General features: G+C 71.2%; 18 protein-coding genes. 11 read left to right on the plus strand and 7 right to left on the minus strand.

Going from position 1 to position 17,631, the window contains the following annotated elements:
• Nucleotides 1-9: 9 nt before the first annotated feature.
• Nucleotides 10-510, minus strand: a complete 501-nt coding sequence (locus DFJ66_RS27550; protein WP_121225204.1) for a YbaB/EbfC family nucleoid-associated protein — start codon at nt 508-510, stop codon at nt 10-12.
• A 485-nt stretch (nt 511-995) separates the two neighbouring features.
• On the opposite strand from DFJ66_RS27550, the gene DFJ66_RS27555 reads away from it, so the two are divergent.
• The 6 genes from DFJ66_RS27555 to DFJ66_RS27580 all read left to right on the plus strand — a co-directional run bounded on the left by DFJ66_RS27555 (nt 996) and on the right by DFJ66_RS27580 (nt 7,765).
• On the plus strand, nt 996-2,129 hold the full coding sequence (locus tag DFJ66_RS27555) for a BMP family lipoprotein (protein ID WP_121225206.1): 1,134 nt from the start codon (nt 996-998) through the stop codon (nt 2,127-2,129).
• Between the two features lie 69 nt (nt 2,130-2,198).
• Nucleotides 2,199-3,782, plus strand: coding sequence for an ABC transporter ATP-binding protein (locus tag DFJ66_RS27560; RefSeq protein ID WP_121225208.1), 1,584 nt, complete (start codon nt 2,199-2,201; stop codon nt 3,780-3,782).
• Entirely contained in the window at nt 3,783-4,850 is a 1,068-nt protein-coding gene (locus tag DFJ66_RS27565; RefSeq protein WP_121225210.1) for an ABC transporter permease, read from the plus strand.
• Nucleotides 4,847-6,112 carry an ABC transporter permease gene (locus DFJ66_RS27570; protein ID WP_397556340.1) on the plus strand — a complete coding sequence of 422 codons (1,266 nt, stop codon included), beginning with the start codon at nt 4,847-4,849 and terminating at the stop codon, nt 6,110-6,112. The genes DFJ66_RS27565 and DFJ66_RS27570 overlap by 4 nt, the downstream gene beginning before the upstream one ends.
• Nucleotides 6,105-6,494 (plus strand): cytidine deaminase, encoded by a 390-nt coding sequence (locus tag DFJ66_RS27575; RefSeq protein WP_121225212.1) that lies wholly within the window; start codon nt 6,105-6,107, stop codon nt 6,492-6,494. Before DFJ66_RS27570 ends, DFJ66_RS27575 begins: the two co-directional genes overlap by 8 nt.
• The gene (locus tag DFJ66_RS27580; protein ID WP_121225214.1) at nt 6,491-7,765 is read left to right on the plus strand and encodes a thymidine phosphorylase; all 1,275 of its coding nucleotides are present in this window, start codon (nt 6,491-6,493) and stop codon (nt 7,763-7,765) included. Before DFJ66_RS27575 ends, DFJ66_RS27580 begins: the two co-directional genes overlap by 4 nt.
• A gap of 79 nt (nt 7,766-7,844) precedes the next feature.
• Here DFJ66_RS27580 and DFJ66_RS27585 read toward each other — a convergent pair whose 3' ends face one another.
• A complete protein-coding gene (locus DFJ66_RS27585; RefSeq protein WP_397556341.1) occupies nt 7,845-9,137 on the minus strand; it encodes a hypothetical protein in 1,293 nt (430 codons plus the stop codon).
• A 436-nt stretch (nt 9,138-9,573) separates the two neighbouring features.
• Between DFJ66_RS27585 and DFJ66_RS43645 the strand changes: the two genes are divergently transcribed.
• Both DFJ66_RS43645 and DFJ66_RS27595 read left to right on the plus strand, forming a co-directional pair.
• Entirely contained in the window at nt 9,574-9,786 is a 213-nt protein-coding gene (locus tag DFJ66_RS43645; protein WP_211351344.1) for a hypothetical protein, read from the plus strand.
• A gap of 38 nt (nt 9,787-9,824) precedes the next feature.
• Nucleotides 9,825-10,889 carry an adenosine deaminase gene (locus tag DFJ66_RS27595; protein WP_121231820.1) on the plus strand — a complete coding sequence of 355 codons (1,065 nt, stop codon included), beginning with the start codon at nt 9,825-9,827 and terminating at the stop codon, nt 10,887-10,889.
• A gap of 94 nt (nt 10,890-10,983) precedes the next feature.
• Here DFJ66_RS27595 and DFJ66_RS27600 read toward each other — a convergent pair whose 3' ends face one another.
• Nucleotides 10,984-11,535, minus strand: a complete 552-nt coding sequence (locus DFJ66_RS27600; RefSeq protein WP_121225218.1) for a cysteine hydrolase family protein — start codon at nt 11,533-11,535, stop codon at nt 10,984-10,986.
• A gap of 117 nt (nt 11,536-11,652) precedes the next feature.
• Between DFJ66_RS27600 and deoC the strand changes: the two genes are divergently transcribed.
• Genes deoC through DFJ66_RS27615 form a run of 3 tightly spaced genes read left to right on the plus strand, consistent with a single transcriptional unit; the run spans nt 11,653 to nt 14,904 of the window.
• On the plus strand, nt 11,653-12,618 hold the full coding sequence (gene deoC / locus DFJ66_RS27605; RefSeq protein ID WP_121225220.1) for a deoxyribose-phosphate aldolase: 966 nt from the start codon (nt 11,653-11,655) through the stop codon (nt 12,616-12,618).
• Nucleotides 12,615-14,048, plus strand: coding sequence for an aldehyde dehydrogenase family protein (locus DFJ66_RS27610; protein WP_121231822.1), 1,434 nt, complete (start codon nt 12,615-12,617; stop codon nt 14,046-14,048). Before deoC ends, DFJ66_RS27610 begins: the two co-directional genes overlap by 4 nt.
• Nucleotides 14,041-14,904 (plus strand): aldehyde dehydrogenase family protein, encoded by an 864-nt coding sequence (locus DFJ66_RS27615; RefSeq protein ID WP_121225222.1) that lies wholly within the window; start codon nt 14,041-14,043, stop codon nt 14,902-14,904. The genes DFJ66_RS27610 and DFJ66_RS27615 overlap by 8 nt, the downstream gene beginning before the upstream one ends.
• 4 nt (nt 14,905-14,908) lie before the next feature.
• Here the strand turns inward: DFJ66_RS27615 and DFJ66_RS27620 are convergent, their stop codons facing one another.
• The 4 genes from DFJ66_RS27620 to DFJ66_RS27635 all read right to left on the minus strand — a co-directional run bounded on the left by DFJ66_RS27620 (nt 14,909) and on the right by DFJ66_RS27635 (nt 17,563).
• Nucleotides 14,909-15,748, minus strand: a complete 840-nt coding sequence (locus tag DFJ66_RS27620) for a carbohydrate kinase family protein (RefSeq protein ID WP_121231824.1) — start codon at nt 15,746-15,748, stop codon at nt 14,909-14,911.
• Between the two features lie 14 nt (nt 15,749-15,762).
• Complete coding sequence (locus DFJ66_RS27625; RefSeq protein WP_121225224.1) at nt 15,763-16,341, minus strand: Fic/DOC family protein; 579 nt, start codon at nt 16,339-16,341, stop codon at nt 15,763-15,765.
• The gene (locus DFJ66_RS27630) at nt 16,338-16,928 is read right to left on the minus strand and encodes a type II toxin-antitoxin system antitoxin SocA domain-containing protein (RefSeq protein WP_121225226.1); all 591 of its coding nucleotides are present in this window, start codon (nt 16,926-16,928) and stop codon (nt 16,338-16,340) included. The genes DFJ66_RS27625 and DFJ66_RS27630 overlap by 4 nt, the downstream gene beginning before the upstream one ends.
• A 68-nt stretch (nt 16,929-16,996) precedes the next feature.
• The gene (locus tag DFJ66_RS27635) at nt 16,997-17,563 is read right to left on the minus strand and encodes an SMI1/KNR4 family protein (protein ID WP_170199688.1); all 567 of its coding nucleotides are present in this window, start codon (nt 17,561-17,563) and stop codon (nt 16,997-16,999) included.
• Nucleotides 17,564-17,631: the final 68 nt, after the last annotated feature.

Consider the following 17,631-nt stretch of genomic DNA (forward strand, 5'->3'; position numbering starts at 1 on the left):
CTTCCTAGGTCACCAGGGCTGGTTGTCGTCGTCTTCGTCGTCGTCCCGGGCCGCGCGCCGCACGGGCCGCTGCGGCGCCGCGACCGGCTGCGGCCGGTGCGGGACGCGCTGCGGTTCCGGCTCGGGCTCGGGTTCCGGGTCGTAGGCGTCGTCGTCGGCCTCTTCGGGCTCGTCGTGCGCCGCGATGGAGTCGAGGACGAACTGCATGGCCTCGGTGTTCGCCCCGAGCGGCTCGAACGCCTCCACGACCTTGGCGGCGGCCACCTTCTGCGCGGACCGGGCGGTCTCCAGGATCACCGCGGTCAACCGCGCGGGCCCGAGGTCGCAGGCCCGGTGCCCCAGCTCCAGGTTCAGCAACGCCCCGTTGGGCCCGACCGTGACCGTGACCTGCCCGTCGTTGCTGGTGGCGCGGCCGTTGGCGGCGGCGAAGTTCTCCTGCAGGTCGGCGGACTTGCGTTGCAGGTCGGCGATCCGCGACTCGTAGTCGTCGAGCCAAGCGCGGGGGTCCAAGGCTGCCTCCTGGGGTGGATACCGGTGCAGCCTGGAGTCCACCGCGCCCCGCCAACGCGCTCCCAACGCGCCACCAACGGGTGTGCGAGCGGCACGATCGGGCTCACTTCCGCGAGTACCGCGCGGTAAAGAGCGTGGAAATTCCGAAATGCAAAAGCGCCTAGTCGCCCGCCCGGTCGTCCGCGCAATGGCGCAAAACCCGAGCGGGTCGGGTGCGCCGCGGCGGCCGGCGTTCGAGGCGACTACGGGATCCCGCTAAAAACGGTTCAACTCGTCACGCTGAGTATCCGAGATCAACGGAACGACACCGCGTGATCACGTCGAGTGGCGGAGTCACCCGGCAGCACCAACGATTAGGTCACGTGCGGGCCGCCACGTGCGCGAGGGTCATTACCACGGGGTACGGTTCGCCACTCGGAACCCGACAACGCAGTCGGGATTGTCTGCTCTGGGAGCAGGGAGGGAGACGAGCCGTGCGTCGTCGAATGCGTGGCATCGCGGTGGCCGCGATCGCGCTGACCAGCGTTCTGTCGATGGCCGCCTGTGCGAAGGACAACGGTGGCACCGGGACCGGGTCGACCAACAACGCGTCGGGTGGGTGCAAGCTGGCGGACAAGCCGGCCGCGTCCACCGGGACGTCGAGCAGCAGTTCCGCCGGGGACAAGGTGGACGGCAGCGCCCTCAAGGTCGGTCTGGCCTACGACATCGGCGGCCGGGGCGACGCGTCGTTCAACGACTCCGCCGCTGCGGGCCTGGACAAGGCCAAGTCCGAGCTGGGCATCAAGGAGGTCAAGGAGCTGACCGCCGCCCCGAACGAGGCGGAGGACGCCAAGCAGACCCGCCTGCGCCAGCTCGCGAGCGAGGGCTACAACCCGATCGTCGGTGTCGGCTTCGCCTACGCCGAGTCGCTGAAGGTCGTCGCGCCCGAGTTCCCGAACGTCAAGTTCGCGATCGTGGACGGCGTCGTCGACGGTGCCCCGAACGTGACCCCGCTGGTGTTCGCCGAGGAGCAGGGCTCGTTCCTGGCCGGCGTCATCGCCGCCTACCAGTCGAAGACCTGCCACGTGGGCTTCGTCGGCGGCGTGAAGATCCCGCTGATCGGCAAGTTCGACGCGGGCTTCGAGCAGGGCGCCAAGACCGCCGCGCCGGACATCAAGATCGAGAAGAAGTACCTGACGCCGGCCGGCGACTTCACCGGTTTCCAGGACCCGACCAAGGGCCAGGAGGCCGCGAAGGGCCAGATCGAGGCGGGTGCGGACGTGCTCTACCACGCCGCCGGCGCCTCCGGCAAGGGTGTCTTCTCCGCCGCGAAGTCGGCCAACGTCAAGGCCATCGGCGTGGACTCCGACCAGTACAACCAGGCCACCGTCGCCGAGTCCAAGGACGTGATCATCTCGTCCATGCTCAAGCGCGTCGACGTCGCCGTGTACGACTTCGTCAAGGCGGTCGCCAAGAACGACCTCGCGAGCCTGCCGAAGGTCTTCGACCTGAAGGTCGACGGCGTCGGCTACGCCACCTCCGGTGGCAAGATCGACAACGACCTGAAGGCGGTCCTGGAGGGCTACAAGGCCCAGATCATCGAGGGCAAGATCAAGGTCTCGGACAAGCCGACGAGCTGATCCTCGCCGTGCGCATGGGCCTCGCGAGCACCCACTCGCGAGGCCCATTGCGTGGTTTTAGGAGCCTGAATGAGCACTAGCACCCCTGCCGCCACCGACGCCGGCACGCCCGCCGTCGTGCTGTCGGGCATCACGAAGCGGTTCCCCGGCGTGGTCGCCAACAGCGACGTGCACCTGACCGTGCGGGCCGGCGAAGTGCACGCGCTGTGCGGTGAGAACGGCGCGGGCAAGTCCACGCTGATGAAGATCCTGTACGGGATGCAGCAGCCCGACGAGGGCACGATCGAGGTCGACGGCAAGCCCGTCCGCTTCCGCACCCCGGCGGACGCGATCAAGGCCGGCATCGGCATGGTGCACCAGCACTTCATGCTCGCCGACAACCTCACCGTGCAGGAGAACGTCGTCCTGGGCGCGGAGTCCCTGCACGGCATCGGCGGCAAGGCCCGCAAGGTCATCCAGGACCTGGCGAAGTCCACCGGCCTGACCGTCGACCCCGGCGTCCTGGTCGAACGGCTCGGCGTCGCCGACCGGCAGCGCGTGGAGATCCTCAAGGTGCTCTACCGGGGCGCCAAGGTGATCATCCTGGACGAGCCCACGGCGGTGCTGGTGCCGCAGGAGGTGGACGAGCTGTTCACCACCCTGCGCGGCATGCAGCAGCAGGGCTTCACGTTCCTGTTCATCTCGCACAAGCTGGACGAGGTGCGCGCGATCGCCGACTCCGTCACGGTGATCCGGCGCGGCACCACGGTCGGCACGGCCGACCCGAAGACGGTCAGCTCCCGCCAGCTCGCCGAGATGATGGTCGGCAGCGAGCTGCCCAGCCCGGAGACCCGTGAGTCCACGGTCACCGACCAGGTGGTCCTCAAGGTGGAGAACCTGGGCCTGGTCGCCGAGGAGGGCACCCGGCCGGTGCTCGACGGCATCGACCTGGTGGTGCGCTCGGGCGAGATCGTCGGTATCGCGGGCGTCGAGGGCAACGGCCAGACCGAGCTGGTCGAGACGATCATGGGCATGCGCAAGGCCCACCACGGCCGCGTGCTGCTCGGCGACCGCGACCTGACCAAGCTCGGCACGCTGGCCCGCCGCGAAGCCGGCATCGGGTACGTTCCCGAGGACCGCCACCGCCAGGGCCTGCTGCTCACGCAACCGCTGTGGGCCAACCGGATCCTGGGCTACCAGACCCGCACCCCGGTGTCCAAGGGCCAGTGGCTCGACCTCGCGGGCGCGAAGAAGGACACCCAGCGGATCGTCGACGAGTTCGACGTCCGCACCCCCGGCATCGACGTGCCCGCCGCCGCGCTGTCCGGCGGCAACCAGCAGAAGCTCGTGGTGGGCCGCGAGCTGTCCGGCGACCCGGTGCTGCTCATCGCGTCGCACCCGACGCGGGGCGTGGACGTCGGCGCGCAGGCGCTGATCTGGGACGAGATCAAGCGCGCCCGCGCCGCGGGCCTGGCCGTGCTGCTGATCTCGGCGGACCTGGACGAGCTGATCGGCCTGTCCGACACGATCAAGGTCATGCTGCGCGGCCGGCTGGTCGCCGACGCCGACCCGAGCACGGTCACCCCGGAGGACCTCGGCAGCGCGATGACCGGCGCGGGCGCCACGAGCCCCGCGGTGGCCGCCGTGCCGGGCGCGGAAGTGGAAGGCGAGTAGATGGGACTCTTGCGCGGCAAGCTGCTGCCGCCCGCCCTGGCGATCCTGTTCTCCGCACTGCTGTGCGGGATCGCCCTGGTGGTGTCGGGCGCGAACCCGGCGAAGGCGTTCGGGGCGATGGTGTCCCAGGTCGGCGAGGGCACCACCGCCGTCGACATCATCAACAGCACCGGCACGTACTACATCGCGGCGCTCGCGGTGGCCATCGGGTTCCAGATGAACCTGTTCAACATCGGCGTCGAGGGCCAGTACCGCGTGGCCGCCGTGGTCGCGGCGGTGTTCGGCGGCTCCTTCGCCCTGCCGCCCGGCCTGCACGCACTGGCGATCATCGTGGTGGCCGCGCTGGTCGGCGCGCTGTGGGCGGCGATCCCGGCGATCCTCAAGGTCACCCGGGGCGTGAACGAGGTCATCTCCACGATCATGATGAACGGCCTCGCCCTGGGCCTGGCCGCGTACCTGATCCGCGAGGACGTCTTCGGCGAGCTGCGCGGCAACAACATCCGCACGCCGGAGATCCACGAGAGCGGCTGGGTGCCGGGCATCTCGTTCGGGGCCTCGGGCACGGTGTTCGGCCTGGTCTTCCTGGCCGCCGCGCTGGGCATCGGCTACTGGGTGATGATGAACCGCACCCGGTTCGGCTTCGAGCTCAAGGCCTCCGGCGAGTCCGCGACCGCGGCGGCGGCCGGTGGTGTGTCGGCGAAGAAGATGGTGCTGATCGCGATGCTGCTGTCCGGCGGCATCGCGGGTCTGGTGTCGATGCCCGAGATCCTGGGCCGCGACCACACCTACAACCTGAACTTCCCGGCGGGCATCGGGTTCTCCGGCATCGCGATCGCGCTGCTGGGCCGCAACCACCCCGGTGGCATCGCGTTCGGCGCGCTGCTGTGGGCGTTCCTGGACAAGTCGGGCCTGGCGTTGGACAACGTCGGCGTGCCGAGGGAGATCGTGACGATCATGCAGGGTGCGATCGTGCTGTCGGTCGTCGTCGCGTACGAGGTGGTCCGCCGGGTCGAGCTGGCCGCTGAACAGCGCCGGGTCGGCAAGCAGTTGGGGACGGTGGCGGCGTGAGCACTTCGCTGATGAACCCGTCTGAAGCGCCTACTACGGTTCCGCCGCCGCGCAAGGCTCGTCGCCTGCCTGGTTGGGCCGTGGGCATGATCGGTGTGGCGGGCGCGGTGATCCTGCTGTCCACCACGTCGTACCTGACCGGTGTGCCGCAGCTGACCTCTACCGGCACCATCCAGACCGCCGTGCGCCTGGCGCTGCCGATCCTGTTGGCGGGTCTCGGCGGTCTGTGGGCCGAGCGCGCGGGTGTGGTGAACATCGGCCTCGAAGGCATGATGATCATGGGCACCTGGGGCGCCGCCTGGGCCGGCTACCAGTGGGGTCCGTGGGCCGCGCTGCTGTCGGCGGCCGTGTTCGGCGCGCTGGGCGGTCTGCTGCACGCCATCGCCACGGTCACGTTCGGCGTCAACCACATCGTGTCCGGTGTGGCGATCAACCTGCTCGGCGCGGGCCTGACGAAGTACCTGTCCACGCTGATCTTCTTCCCGCTGTCGCACAACCCGCGCGAGTCGCCGTCGGTGCCGAAGTTCGACACCTACTCCGCGCCCGGGCTGTCCGAGTGGCTGGGTGAGCTGGAGGCGCAGCAGCGGGTGGGCCTGTCGGACGTGGCGGGCATCCTGCGCGGCCTGGTGACCGGCGTGTCCCCGCTGACCATGCTCGCGGTGGCCCTGGTGATCGGCAGCTACCTGGTGCTCTGGCGGACCCGGTTCGGCCTGCGGCTGCGGTCGTGCGGCGAGAACCCGGTGGCGGCGGAGTCGTTGGGCGTCAACGTCTACCTCTACAAGTACATCGGCGTCATCGGGTCCGGCGCGCTGGCCGGCATGGGTGGCGCGGCGCTGGTGCTCAACCCCGGCCAGCCCGGCTACCTCGAAGGCCAGACCAACGGGCGCGGGTTCATCGGCCTCGCGGCGATGATCTTCGGCAACTGGCGGCCGGGTGGCCTGCTGGGTGGCGCGGCGCTGTTCGGGTACGCGGACGGGTTGCAGCTGCGCAGCGGCGGCAAGACGTTCCTCGCGCTGATCTACGGTGCCGTGCTGCTGCTGGCCGTGATCGTGATCTGGCAGTTGGTGCGGCGGCGCTGGTTCGCGGCGGCCGGTGGTCTGGTCGCGGCGGTCGCGTTGTACGCGGTGTACTACAGCGTGGACGAGGTGCCCAGCGAGCTGACGACCTACGCGCCGCACCTGGTGACGCTGATCGTGCTCGCTGTCGCCTCGCAACGATTGCGGATGCCCGCGGCCGACGGTGTGGTGTACCGCCGTGGTTGACGTCGACTGGGACGACCTGAGGGCACGGGCGGTCGCCGCCGCGCAGGCGGCGTACTGCCCGTACTCCGGGCTCCAGGTGGGATCGGCGGCGGTGTGCGACGACGGTCGGATCGTCGTGGGTTGCAACGTGGAGAACGCCTCTTACGGCGTGGGCCTGTGCGCCGAGTGCACGATGGCCGGCCAGCTGCAGCTCACCGGCGGCGGCCGGTTCGTCGCCGTGGCGTGCCGCAGTGGTGCCGGTGAGCTGCTCATGCCGTGCGGGCGTTGCCGCCAGGTGCTGTACGAACTGGGCGGCGCGGACTGCCTGGTGGACACGCCCTCCGGCGTGCTGCCGATGAGCCGCGTGCTGCCCGACGCTTTCGGACCAGGGGATCTGCCATGAGTTTTGCCGCGGTCGACGTCATCCGGGCCAAGCGGGACGGCGGTGTGCTGTCCGACGAGCAGATCGACTGGGTGGTCGACGCCTACACCAAGGGCGTCGTCGCCGACGAGCAGATGTCGGCGCTGGCCATGGCGATCCTCCTCAACGGCATGACCCCCGCCGAAACCGCGCGCTGGACGCGGGCGATGGTCCAGTCCGGCGTGCGCTTGTCCTTGGACGTCGGCCGCCCCACCGTCGACAAGCACTCGACCGGCGGCGTCGGCGACAAGATCACCCTGCCGTTGGCCCCGCTGGTGGCGGCGTGCGGCGCGGCCGTGCCGCAGCTGTCCGGTCGGGGCCTCGGGCACACCGGCGGCACGCTGGACAAGCTGGAGTCCATTCCCGGCTGGCGGGCTCAGTTGTCGGTTGACGAGGTCACCGAGCAGCTGCGTTCGGTCGGCGCGGTGATCTGCGCGGCGACCGAGGGGTTGGCCCCGGCGGACAAGAAGCTGTACGCGCTGCGGGACGTGACCGGGACTGTCGAGGCCATCCCGCTGATCGCCAGCTCGATCATGTCCAAGAAGATCGCCGAGGGCGCCGAGGCGCTGGTGCTGGACGTGAAGGTCGGCTCCGGGGCGTTCATGAAGACCGAGGAGCAGGCGCGGGCGCTGGCGCAGGCGCTGGTGTCGATCGGCGTGGACCACGGGCTGGCGATCTCGGCGGTGCTGACGGACATGAACGTGCCGCTGGGTCGGGCGGTCGGGAACGCCGTCGAGGTGGCCGAGTCGGTGGACGTGCTGCGCGGGTCCGGGCCCGCGGACGTGGTCGAGCTGACCTTGGCGCTGGCGGCGGAGATGCTGGCGCGGGCGGGTGTTTCGGCCGACCCGGCGGCGGTGCTGGCCAGTGGTGAGGCTTACGAGGTGTGGTGCCGGATGATCCGGGCGCAGGGCGGTGACCCGGAGGCTCCTCTGCCGGTCGGGGCGCACAAGCACGTCGTCGAGGCGCCTTCGGACGGGTACTTGGTGTCCTTGGACGCTTACGCGGTCGGTGTGGCGGCGTGGCGTCTGGGTGCGGGGCGGGCGCGCAAGGAGGACGCCGTGCAGGCCGGGGCCGGGGTGATGTGCCTGGCCAAGCCGGGGGACCGGGTGGCGGAGGGGCAGCCGCTGTTGGAGCTGCGGACCGACACCCCCGAACTGGTCCCGGCGGCCTTGGCGGCGCTGGAGGGCGGCTGGTCGATCGGCGACGAAGCCCCCGCCGGCCGCCCGCTCGTGATCGACACGATTCGCGGCTGAGGACCGACCGCTCGAACGCGAAAGGCCCGGCCGCTCCCCTCCCAGGGAGGCCGGGCCTTTCCGCGTGATCAGGTGCCCGTCAGGCGCCTTCGGCGGTCAGGTCGTCGTCGTCCACGTTGCGGTTGTCGGTCGGCTTCGGACCGTTCTTCCGCGTGCGCCGCTGCGGACGGGGCAGGGCGGTGGGCGGCGGGGGCGGGGTGGGGGAGCCGCCGCCGAGGATCAGCTCCGCGAAGGTCGCCATGGCCTCGTCGAGCTGGCCGCCGATGCGCAGCTCCGACTCCTGGTTGCTCTTGCGGACCATCTGCGCGAGCGAGTCGGAGTCGGGGCGGGCCGACAGGGTGCCCTCGACCTTCGCGATGCCCTGCTCCACCACGCCGGTCAGCTCGCCCAGGCGCGCGGCGAAGTCGTCCTCGACCGCGTCCAGGCGGGTGGTCATGGTGTCCAGGCGCGAGGTGACCTGCTCCAGGCGCTGCGCCAGCGCCTCCAGGCGGTCGGTCGCGTCGACCTGGTCGCGGGTCTCGTCCAGGGCCGCGTGCAGCGCCTCGCGGGCCTCGTCCAGCTTGCCGTGGACGGTGCTGCGGGTGTCGTCCAGCGCCGCGTGCAGCGAGTCGCGGGTCTCGGTCAGGGAACCGGCGAGCGCGTCGCGGGTCTCCGCCACCGAGCCGGCCAGCGCGTCGCGGGTCTCGGCGAGCGAGCCGGCGAGCTGCTCGCGGGTCTGCTGGAGGGACGACGTGAAGGACTCTCGCGTCGAGTTGAGGTTGTCGCGGGTCTCGTCCAGACGGCCGTGCAGCGCCGAGGAGGAGTCGGCCACGGACCGGGCCAGCGCCTCGCGGGTGCCGTCGAGGTGCTCGTGCACGCCCTCGTCCACCTCGTCCAGGCGACCGCGCAGGGCGGCCTCCAGCGCCTCGATCCGCTCCCGCAGGGGACCGGTCACCGCGCCCGGCACGGCCTCGACCTTGCCGTCCTGCTTGTCCAGGTGCAGCTCGAGGTCGTCGAGCCGCTTGTGGATGTGCGAGAGCTTGTCCTCCAGGCCGTCCATCCGGCCCGCGACACCCTCGAACCGGCCCGCGACCCCGTCGAGGCGGCCGTCGAGCTGGGCGAACGGCTTGGCCAGCTTGTCGACCAGCCCGTCCACCGCGCGGCCGATGCCCTGCACGGCGTTGTCCTGGGCCTCGAGCTTGGCCAGCGCCTCGTCCAGGCGCTCGGCCAGCACGCTGACCTCGGTGCGGTCGGGCAGCTCGGACAGGCGCTTGCGAACGGAACCCAGCGACTCCAGCGGGGACATCCGCGCGTGGATCTCGTCCAGTGCATCGAAGATCTGCTGCTGTTCGCTCTCACGGATCTCCGCGGCGCGCGTCAGCATGTTGCGCATCCGATCGAAGGACATCGTGGAGTTGTTGTTCTCGTTCACGGCTTCGAATGCCTTCGTCCAGGGGAGGGGAGACCTCCGGGAGCCTAACCGCGTCGGGGGCTCCGGCTGTACCACCCCCCGGACCCGAACCGCCTCGAACTGCCGCTTCGGCACGGGTTCGTAGGCCATTCGGGTGATGCGGGCCGACCCTACTCGGGGGTAACCGGCGGCGCACCTGTGAACGCGGTCGGTGACGATCCGCCGGGAGGGTGACTCAAGCTCGGGGATCGGTCGCGGAAAGTTCTGCATCACGAGTGCACAACACGTGACGGGCCATCCGAGCGGGTGGTTCTCGCCACGCGGGATGACCTCGGGGTGATCGTGGAGGGTGATCTTAGCCGCAGATGATCATCGGGGGTGGGAGGTGGGGGCGGGGCGTGTCGCGGCGGGTGGGGAGGTGACGACGGTCGGCGGGCGGCGGTGGCTGCGGCGGGCGGCGGTGGCTGCGGCGGGCGGTGGCTGGGGCGGGCGGTGGCTGGGGCGGGCGGTCGTGCGGCGGGCGGTGGCTGGGGCGGGCGGTCGTGCGGCGGCGGGCCGTGGTGGTCCGGCGGGTGGTGGTGGTTCGGCGGGCGGGCGGCGGGTGGTGGTGGTCGGGCGGGTGGTGGTGTAGCGGGAGGTGGAAGGTGTGGCGCGGGTACGGTGACCGGCATGCCAACCCCGCTTTCCCCGGAGGCCCTGCGCCGCGCGCCCAAGGTCGTGCTGCACGACCACCTCGACGGTGGCCTCCGCCCCCAGACGGTGATCGAGCTGGCCGAGTCCTCGGGCCACCAGGGCCTGCCGACGACCGACCCGGTCGAGCTGGGCAACTGGTTCCGCGACAACGCCAACTCCGGCTCCCTGGTCCGCTACCTCGAAGGCTTCGCCCACACCTGCGGCGTCATGCAGGACGAGGCCGCCCTGGTCCGGGTCGCCTCCGAGGCCGCGCAGGACCTCGCCGCCGACGGTGTCGTCTACGCCGAGATCCGGTACGCCCCCGAGCTGTTCACCGAGAAGGGACTGTCGCTGGAGCAGGCCGTCGAGGCGGTGCAGGAGGGCTTCCGCCAGGGCGAAGCCGCGTCCGGCAACCGCATCAAGGTCGGCACCCTGCTGTGCGCGATGCGCCAGAACGACGGGTGGCAGCGCATCGCCGACCTGGTGGTCAAGTACCGCGACCAGGGTGTCGTCGGCTTCGACATCGCGGGCCCCGAGCTGGGCTTCCCGGCCGACCGCGAACTCCCGGCCTTCGAGTACCTGCGCGAGCAGAACGCCCACTTCACCATCCACGCCGGCGAGGCGGACGGCCCCGAGTCGATCTGGCGCGCGGTGCAGCACTGCGGCGCCGAGCGGCTCGGGCACGGCGTGCGCATCGCCGAGGACATCAAGGACGACCAGGTCGGCCACCTGGCGGCGTACGTGCGCGACCGCCGGATCGCCCTGGAGATGTGCCCGACGTCCAACATCCAGACCGGCGCGGTGGCGTCCCTGGCCGAGCACCCCATCAAGCGGCTGGCGGACCTCGGGTTCCGGGTCACCGTCAACACCGACAACCGCCTGATGAGCGACTGCTCGATGTCGGGCGAGTTCGGCGTGGTGGTGGACCAGTTCGGCTTCGGCTGGGACGACCTGCACCGGTTCACGGTCGACGCGGCGGACGCCCTGTTCCTGCCGCTGGACGAGCGCAAGGCGCTGATCGAGAACGTGATCAACCCCGGCTACGCCGACCTCAAGGCGTAGTCGCACCGGTAGCGGAAGGCGGGCGGTGCCTCGGCGACCACCGAGGCCCGTGCGCCGGCCGGTCGGCCCCTGGAGCGAGACCGGTACCGGTCGGTCAGCTCGTGAAGGCCTCCTCGGTGGTGGTGGTGCCGTCGCGCCGGCCGGGGGCGGTCTGGTACTTCCAGTACAGGTTGGTGTGCGCGATGACCTGGGCCGGCGGCGGTGCGCCGTACGTGCTCAGGTCCTCGGTTGTGTGGGCGTCGGACACCAGGGTGGCGTCGTAGCCGCGCACCAGGGCCCCGTGCAGCGTCGACCGGATGCACGCGTCCGTCTGCGCCCCGGCCACGACGAGCTTGCCCACCGCGCGTTCGGCCAGGACCGACTCCAGGTCCGTGTCCTCGAACGAGTCGCCGTAGAGCTTGTGCACCACCGGCTCGCCCTCGTTCCGCACCAGCTCCGGCACGTACTCCCACCGCTCGCTGCCCTTGGGCAGGTCGTCGTCGGAGTGCTGCACCCACACGACCGGCACGTCCTCGGCACGCGCCTGGTCCACGAGTGTGCGGATGTTGGCCACCACGTCGTCCCGGTTGTGGGCACCGGCGACCACACCGTTCTGGACGTCGATCACCACCAGGGCGGTGTTGGGCCGGTCGGGCAGGGTGGTCATGGCCCTCCTCCTCGAACAGCGGTGCCCGCAGCGTACGAGCGACCCCCGACAAAAACCGCTGACCAGCGCAAACCCCTTCACTTAGGACGGGCGTGCCAGTCCGCCTAGACTCGGGTCATGGCTGCCACATCGACTGCGCCGTCGCTGCCGCCGGCGCTCGCGGACGCGGTGCGCGACGACGCCTCGCTGCGCCGCTTCCTGCACGGACTGCCCGGGGTCGACCAGGTCGGGGTGGAACAGCGCGCGGCCGGGCTGGGCACGCGCAGCATCAAGAAGGCCGCCAAGCTGTGGGCCATCGACACCGCGATCTCGATGGTGGACCTGACCACGCTGGAAGGCGCGGACACGCCCGGCAAGGTGCGGTCGCTCGCGGCCAAGGCCCGGCGGCCCGACCCGGAGCGGCCCGAGGTGCCGAAGGTGGCCGCCGTGTGCGTCTACCCGGACATGGTCGCCACCGCGGTCGAGGAGCTCCAGGGCACCGGCATCAACGTGGCGTCGGTGGCGACGGCGTTCCCGTCCGGCCGGTCCTCCCTCAAGGTCAAGCTGGAGGACACCGCGTTCGCCGTGGACGCCGGCGCGACCGAGATCGACATGGTGATCGACCGCGGCGCGTTCCTGTCCGGCCGCTACGGGCAGGTGTTCGACGAGATCGTGCAGGTCAAGCACGCCTGCGGGGACGCGCACCTCAAGGTCATCCTGGAGACCGGCGAACTCGCCACCTACGACAACGTCCGCCGCGCCTCCTGGCTCGCCCTGCTCGCGGGCGGCGACTTCATCAAGACCTCCACCGGCAAGGTGACGCCCGCCGCGACCCTGCCGGTGACGCACGTGATGCTCCAGGCGGTGCGCGACTGGCACACCCGGACCGGGCAGCTGCGCGGCGTGAAGCCCGCGGGCGGCATCCGCAGCACCAAGGACGCGATCAAGTACCTGGTGGCGGTGCACGAGGTCGCCGGACCGGAGTGGCTGACGCCCGACCTGTTCCGGTTCGGCGCGTCCACGCTGCTCAACGACCTGCTGATGCAGCGGCGCACCCAGTTGGAAGGCCACTACAGCGGCCCCGATTACGTGACGGTGGACTGATCATGTGGGAATACGCGCCCGCGCCCGAGTCGCGGGACATCGCGAACCTCAAGCCGAACTACCGGATGTTCGTGGACGGTCAGTTCGTCGAGGGCGGCGGTGAGCCGCTGAAGACCGTCAACCCGGGCACCGAGGAGGTGCTGGCCGAGGTCTCCACGGCCTCGACCGCCGACGTGGACAAGGCCGTCAAGGCCGCCCGCCGCGCCTACGACCGGGTGTGGGGCAAGATGCCCGGCTCCGAACGCGCCAAGTACATCTTCCGCATCGCCCGCCTGGTCCAGGAACGGGCGCGCGAGCTGGCCGTCCTCGAATCGCTGGACAACGGCAAGCCCATCAAGGAATCGCGGGACGTGGACGTCCCCACGGCCGCCGCGCACTTCTTCTACCACGCGGGTTGGGCCGACAAGCTGGCCTACGCGGGTCTGGGCCCCGACCCGCGCCCGCTGGGCGTGGCCGGCCAGGTGATCCCGTGGAACTTCCCGCTGCTCATGGCCGCGTGGAAGATCGCACCGGCCCTGGCCTGCGGCAACACCGTCGTGCTCAAGCCCGCCGAGACGACCCCGCTGTCCGCGTTGGTGCTCGCGGAGATCATCCAGCAGGCCGACCTGCCGCCGGGCGTGGTCAACATCCTGCCGGGCGCGGGTGACATCGGCGCGGCCGTGGTGAACCACCCGGACGTGAACAAGGTGGCGTTCACCGGGTCCACCGAGGTCGGCAAGATCATCCAGCGGCAGCTCGCGGGCACGGGCAAGAAGGTCACGCTGGAGCTGGGCGGCAAGGCGGCGAACATCGTGTTCGACGACGCCCCGCTGGACCAGGCCGTCGAGGGCATCGTCAACGGCATCTTCTTCAACCAGGGCCACGTGTGCTGCGCCGGCTCGCGCCTGCTGGTGCAGGAGTCCGTGGCCGAGGAGCTGCTGGAGAAGCTGCGCGTGCGGGTCTCGACGCTGCGCGTGGGCGACCCGCTGGACAAGAACACCGACATCGGCGCGATCAACTCGCGCGAGCAGCTGGCGAAGATCCAGGAGCTGACCGCGTCCGGCGAGGCCGAGGGCGCCGAGCGCTGGACGTCGTCGTGCCCGTTGCCGGACAAGGGTTTCTACTTCGCCCCGACGGTGTTCTCCAACGTGTCGCAGGCGATGCGGATCGCGCGCGAGGAGATCTTCGGGCCGGTGCTGTCGGTGCTGACCTTCCGCACCCCGGACGAGGCCGTGGCCAAGGCGAACAACACGCCGTACGGGCTGTCCGCGGGCGTCTGGACCGAGAAGGGCTCGCGCATCCTGTGGGCGGCGCAGAAGATGCGCGCCGGCGTGGTGTGGGCCAACACGTTCAACCGCTTCGACCCCACCGCCCCGTTCGGCGGCTACCAGGAGTCGGGCTTCGGCCGCGAAGGCGGTCGCACGGGGCTGGAGGCGTACCTCGATGTCTGAGCGGATTTCCGTGGCCAAGACCTACAAGCTCTACATCGGGGGCGCGTTCCCGCGTTCGGAGTCCGGGCGCTCGTACCCGGTGACCGACACCAAGGGCGCGTTCCTGGCCAACGCGGCGCAGGGGTCCCGCAAGGACGCCCGTGACGCGGTTGCCGCCGCCCGCAAGGCCTTCCCGGGCTGGTCCGGCGCGACCGCGTACAACCGCGGCCAGGTGCTGTACCGGGTGGCGGAGGTGCTGGAGGGCCGGCGGGAGCAGTTCATCGCCGAGGTCGGCGCGGCCGAGGGCGTGGCGGTGAAGAAGGCGCAGGCGCTGGTGGACGCGGCGATCGACCGCTGGGTCTGGTACGCCGGGTGGACCGACAAGATCGCGACCGTGCTGGGCGCGTCGAACCCGGTGGCGGGGCCGTACTTCTCCTTCTCCGTGCCGGAGCCGACCGGGGTGGTGGCGGTGCTGGCACCCCAGCAGTCGTCGCTGCTGGGCCTGATCAGCGTGGTCGCGCCGGTCATCGCGGCGGGCAACACGGCGGTCGTGGTGACCTCCCAGGACCGGCCGCTGCCCGCGGTGACCCTGTCCGAGGTGCTCGCGACCTCCGACCTGCCCGGCGGCGTGGTCAACGTCCTGACCGGGCGGACGGCCGAGATCGCGCCGTGGCTGGCCTCGCACGCCGACGTGAACGCCCTCGACCTGACCGGCGCGCCCGAGGCGCTGCGGGCGGACCTGGAGCAGTCGGCGGCGGGCACGGTGAAGCGCGTGCTGCGGGCCCGCCCGTCCGAGGACTTCACCCGCGAGCCGGACCTGTCCCGGATCCGGGCGTTCGTCGAGTCGAAGACCGTCTGGCACCCGATCGGGGTGTGACCGCTCAGCGGACCCCCGGCCTCGGTGCGAGGTCGGGGGAACGCAGGCAGAGCGCGGCCTGTTCGGCGCCCGCGCGCAGGGCGGTCGGGGTGTCCGCGCCGGACAGGTGGGCGACCAGGTAGCCGGAGAAGAACGCGTCCCCGGCGCCGTTGGTGTCCACGATCTCGGCGACCGGCACGGCGTCCACGTGGTGGGTCTCGCCGTCCACGACCGCTGTCGCACCCTTCGCGCCCTGCGTGGCGACCGCACGGCCGTGCTTCTGCAAGAACGCGAGCAGGTCCGCTTCCGGCATGCCGTCGTCGTTGAGGAAGAGGTGGTCGGCGGCGGCCACGAAGTCCTGCTGGAACGCGGACTTCCCGTCGTAGTCGTGCACGTCGCACCACACCGGCACACCCCGCTCCCGCGCCGCCGCCAGGAACGGCCGGGCCGGGTCGGCGAGGTCGATGACGGCGGCGTCGGCGACGGCCAGTGCCTCCAGCGCCCGCGAGTCGTGCGCCGGGGTGGTCAGGGACGGCAGTTCGAGGTAGATCGACAGCCGGCCGCCCTCCGGGGTCATCAGGTTGAGGTGCTGCTCGCTCTTCGGCACGACCTCGGCGATCACCTCGACGCCGGCGGCGGTGAGGGCCTCGGTGATCAGCCGGCCCTCCTCGTCGTCGCCGACGACCGTCCGCAGCGTGACCTCCGCGCCGAGGTGGGCGAGGTTGAGCGCCTTGCCGGCGGACGTGCCGCCCAGGGTGGTGCGGTGGCCGCGGGCGAACACGGTGTGCGGGCGCGGCTCGGGGAGGTGGTCGAGCTCGACCAGGCGGTTCCACGACACGGGTCCGGCGACGAAGACCTTGGGCATGACGATCATTCTGCCTAGGCGGCGTGCGTGACGGCCGCCAGCAACTCCCGCAACGGCCCGACCGACCCGCTCATCGACTCCCGGCACGCCGCGATGAACGCCGCCGGGTCCAGCGAGCCGAAACCCACCACCCACCCCGCCTCCAGCGCCAACTGCCCGAAGAACGCCCGTTGCGTCCGCCCGTTGCCCTCGCGGAACGGGTGCAGGGCGTTGACCTCGGCGAAGTAGTGCGCGAACCGGTCGAGGAACACCGCCCGCCCCAGGTCCCGCAGGTACTGCTCCTTCTTCAGCTCGCCGAACAGCCACTCCCCGTACGGCTCGATCTGCTGCCACGCGGCGAAGGTCGTGGTCTTCGCGATGTTTACCCGCCGGATCTCACCCGCCCACGGGTAGAGGTCGCCGAAGATGTGCCTGTGGAACTTGCGCAGGTGGGCCAGGTCGTACGGGCCGGGTAACGGGGTGATCGCCAGCTCGCCCAGGCGCAGCGCGCTCAGCCGGGCCTCGGCCCGGTCGCACTCGGCCCGGTCGGTGATGCCGAAGTGGTTGCGCAGAACGCCGGTGGTGGGGTCCGTGTAGGGGTCTTCCGAGGTCACCGGTGGCGCAAGGCCTCGATCTCGCGGGCGATGGCGTCCTCGACGGACAGCTCACCGGCCGCGACCTCGCGCATGGTCCGCTGGGTCTCCTCCGGGACGTCCAAGCCCTCCAGCCGCACGCTCGCCACCGCGTCCGCAAACGCTTGCTCCGGGTCGCGGAACAGCCGGCGGAAGTAGCGGGCCATGGCCTCGTTCGACAGCGGGGCGCTGCTGGGCTCGGACTCGGGCAGGTCGCCGCGCGCCTCGCGCCAGGGACCCTCCGCGTGGGCCATGTCGCTGAGCTCGTGGCGGCTGAACGTGCCGTAGCGGTCGACGACGTCGTCCACCACCGCGCGCTCGCGTTCGGACAGCCCGCGCGGGTCGCCCTCGTCCCACTCGCCCACCTCGGTCTGGTACCGGTGCCGGTAGTAGACCTCGGGGACGACCGGCCCACGCCGCCACGCCTCGATGCGCGCGGAGAACATCGGCTCGTCGTACTTGGCGAGGTGCCAGGCCTGGGCGTAGTACAGGAGCTTCTGCAGCTTCATCGGCGACTCCGGGCCGGTGGCGTGCAACACCGCCGCCGCCACGTCGTGCACGTCCGCCATACCCGCCCCCACAGCGCCTGACCAGCGTAAACCCGTTACCTCAAGGATACCGGAACGTGGTCGCGCCGTCAGTCCGTCCGCCAGCCCAACCTGCCGTCCGTGGTGATCAGCGGCTCGCAGTGGCCGAGTCGGCCGCGGTGTTCCAGGGCCGTGGCGACCTGGTCCAGCATCTCGTCCAGGCTCGTCCACTCCGGCTTGAGCATCTCGCCGCGCTCGCGGTCCCACTCGACCACGCAACCCGACAGCACGCCGGGGCGCAGGTCCAGCGCCAGCGCGTCGCCGCAGCCGTCGAACGCGAACGGCAGCCACTTCGGGTGGAACCCCACGGTGGGGGTGCCCGCCTCGGAGTCGAGGTCCGCCGGCCAGAACCGCTCCTTGAGCCGCCACGAGCGCAACGCGTTGGTCGGACCCAGCGGCGTGTAGAAGGGCGGCAGCACCTCGGCGAACGCCAGGTTCGCGGTGCCGCCGCACACGGCCCACCACGCGCGCAGGTCCTCGGGCGGCGTGAGACCGCTCCCGACCTCCAGCGCCTCGACGGCGGCGGCGTCCTCGGGGTCGATGAACGCGGCAGCGGTCGAGGGGGCGTGGTCGGCGAGCCACGCCACGATCCGCTCCCAATGGCGCACGGCTGCCACGTACCCATGATCAGGTGAGGGGCCTGCGCGGGGGTACCGCCCATCAGGGGAGGATCTGGCCGAACGGC

The organism is Saccharothrix variisporea (assembly GCF_003634995.1).
Classification (GTDB): Bacteria; Actinomycetota; Actinomycetes; order Mycobacteriales; family Pseudonocardiaceae; genus Actinosynnema; species Actinosynnema variisporeum.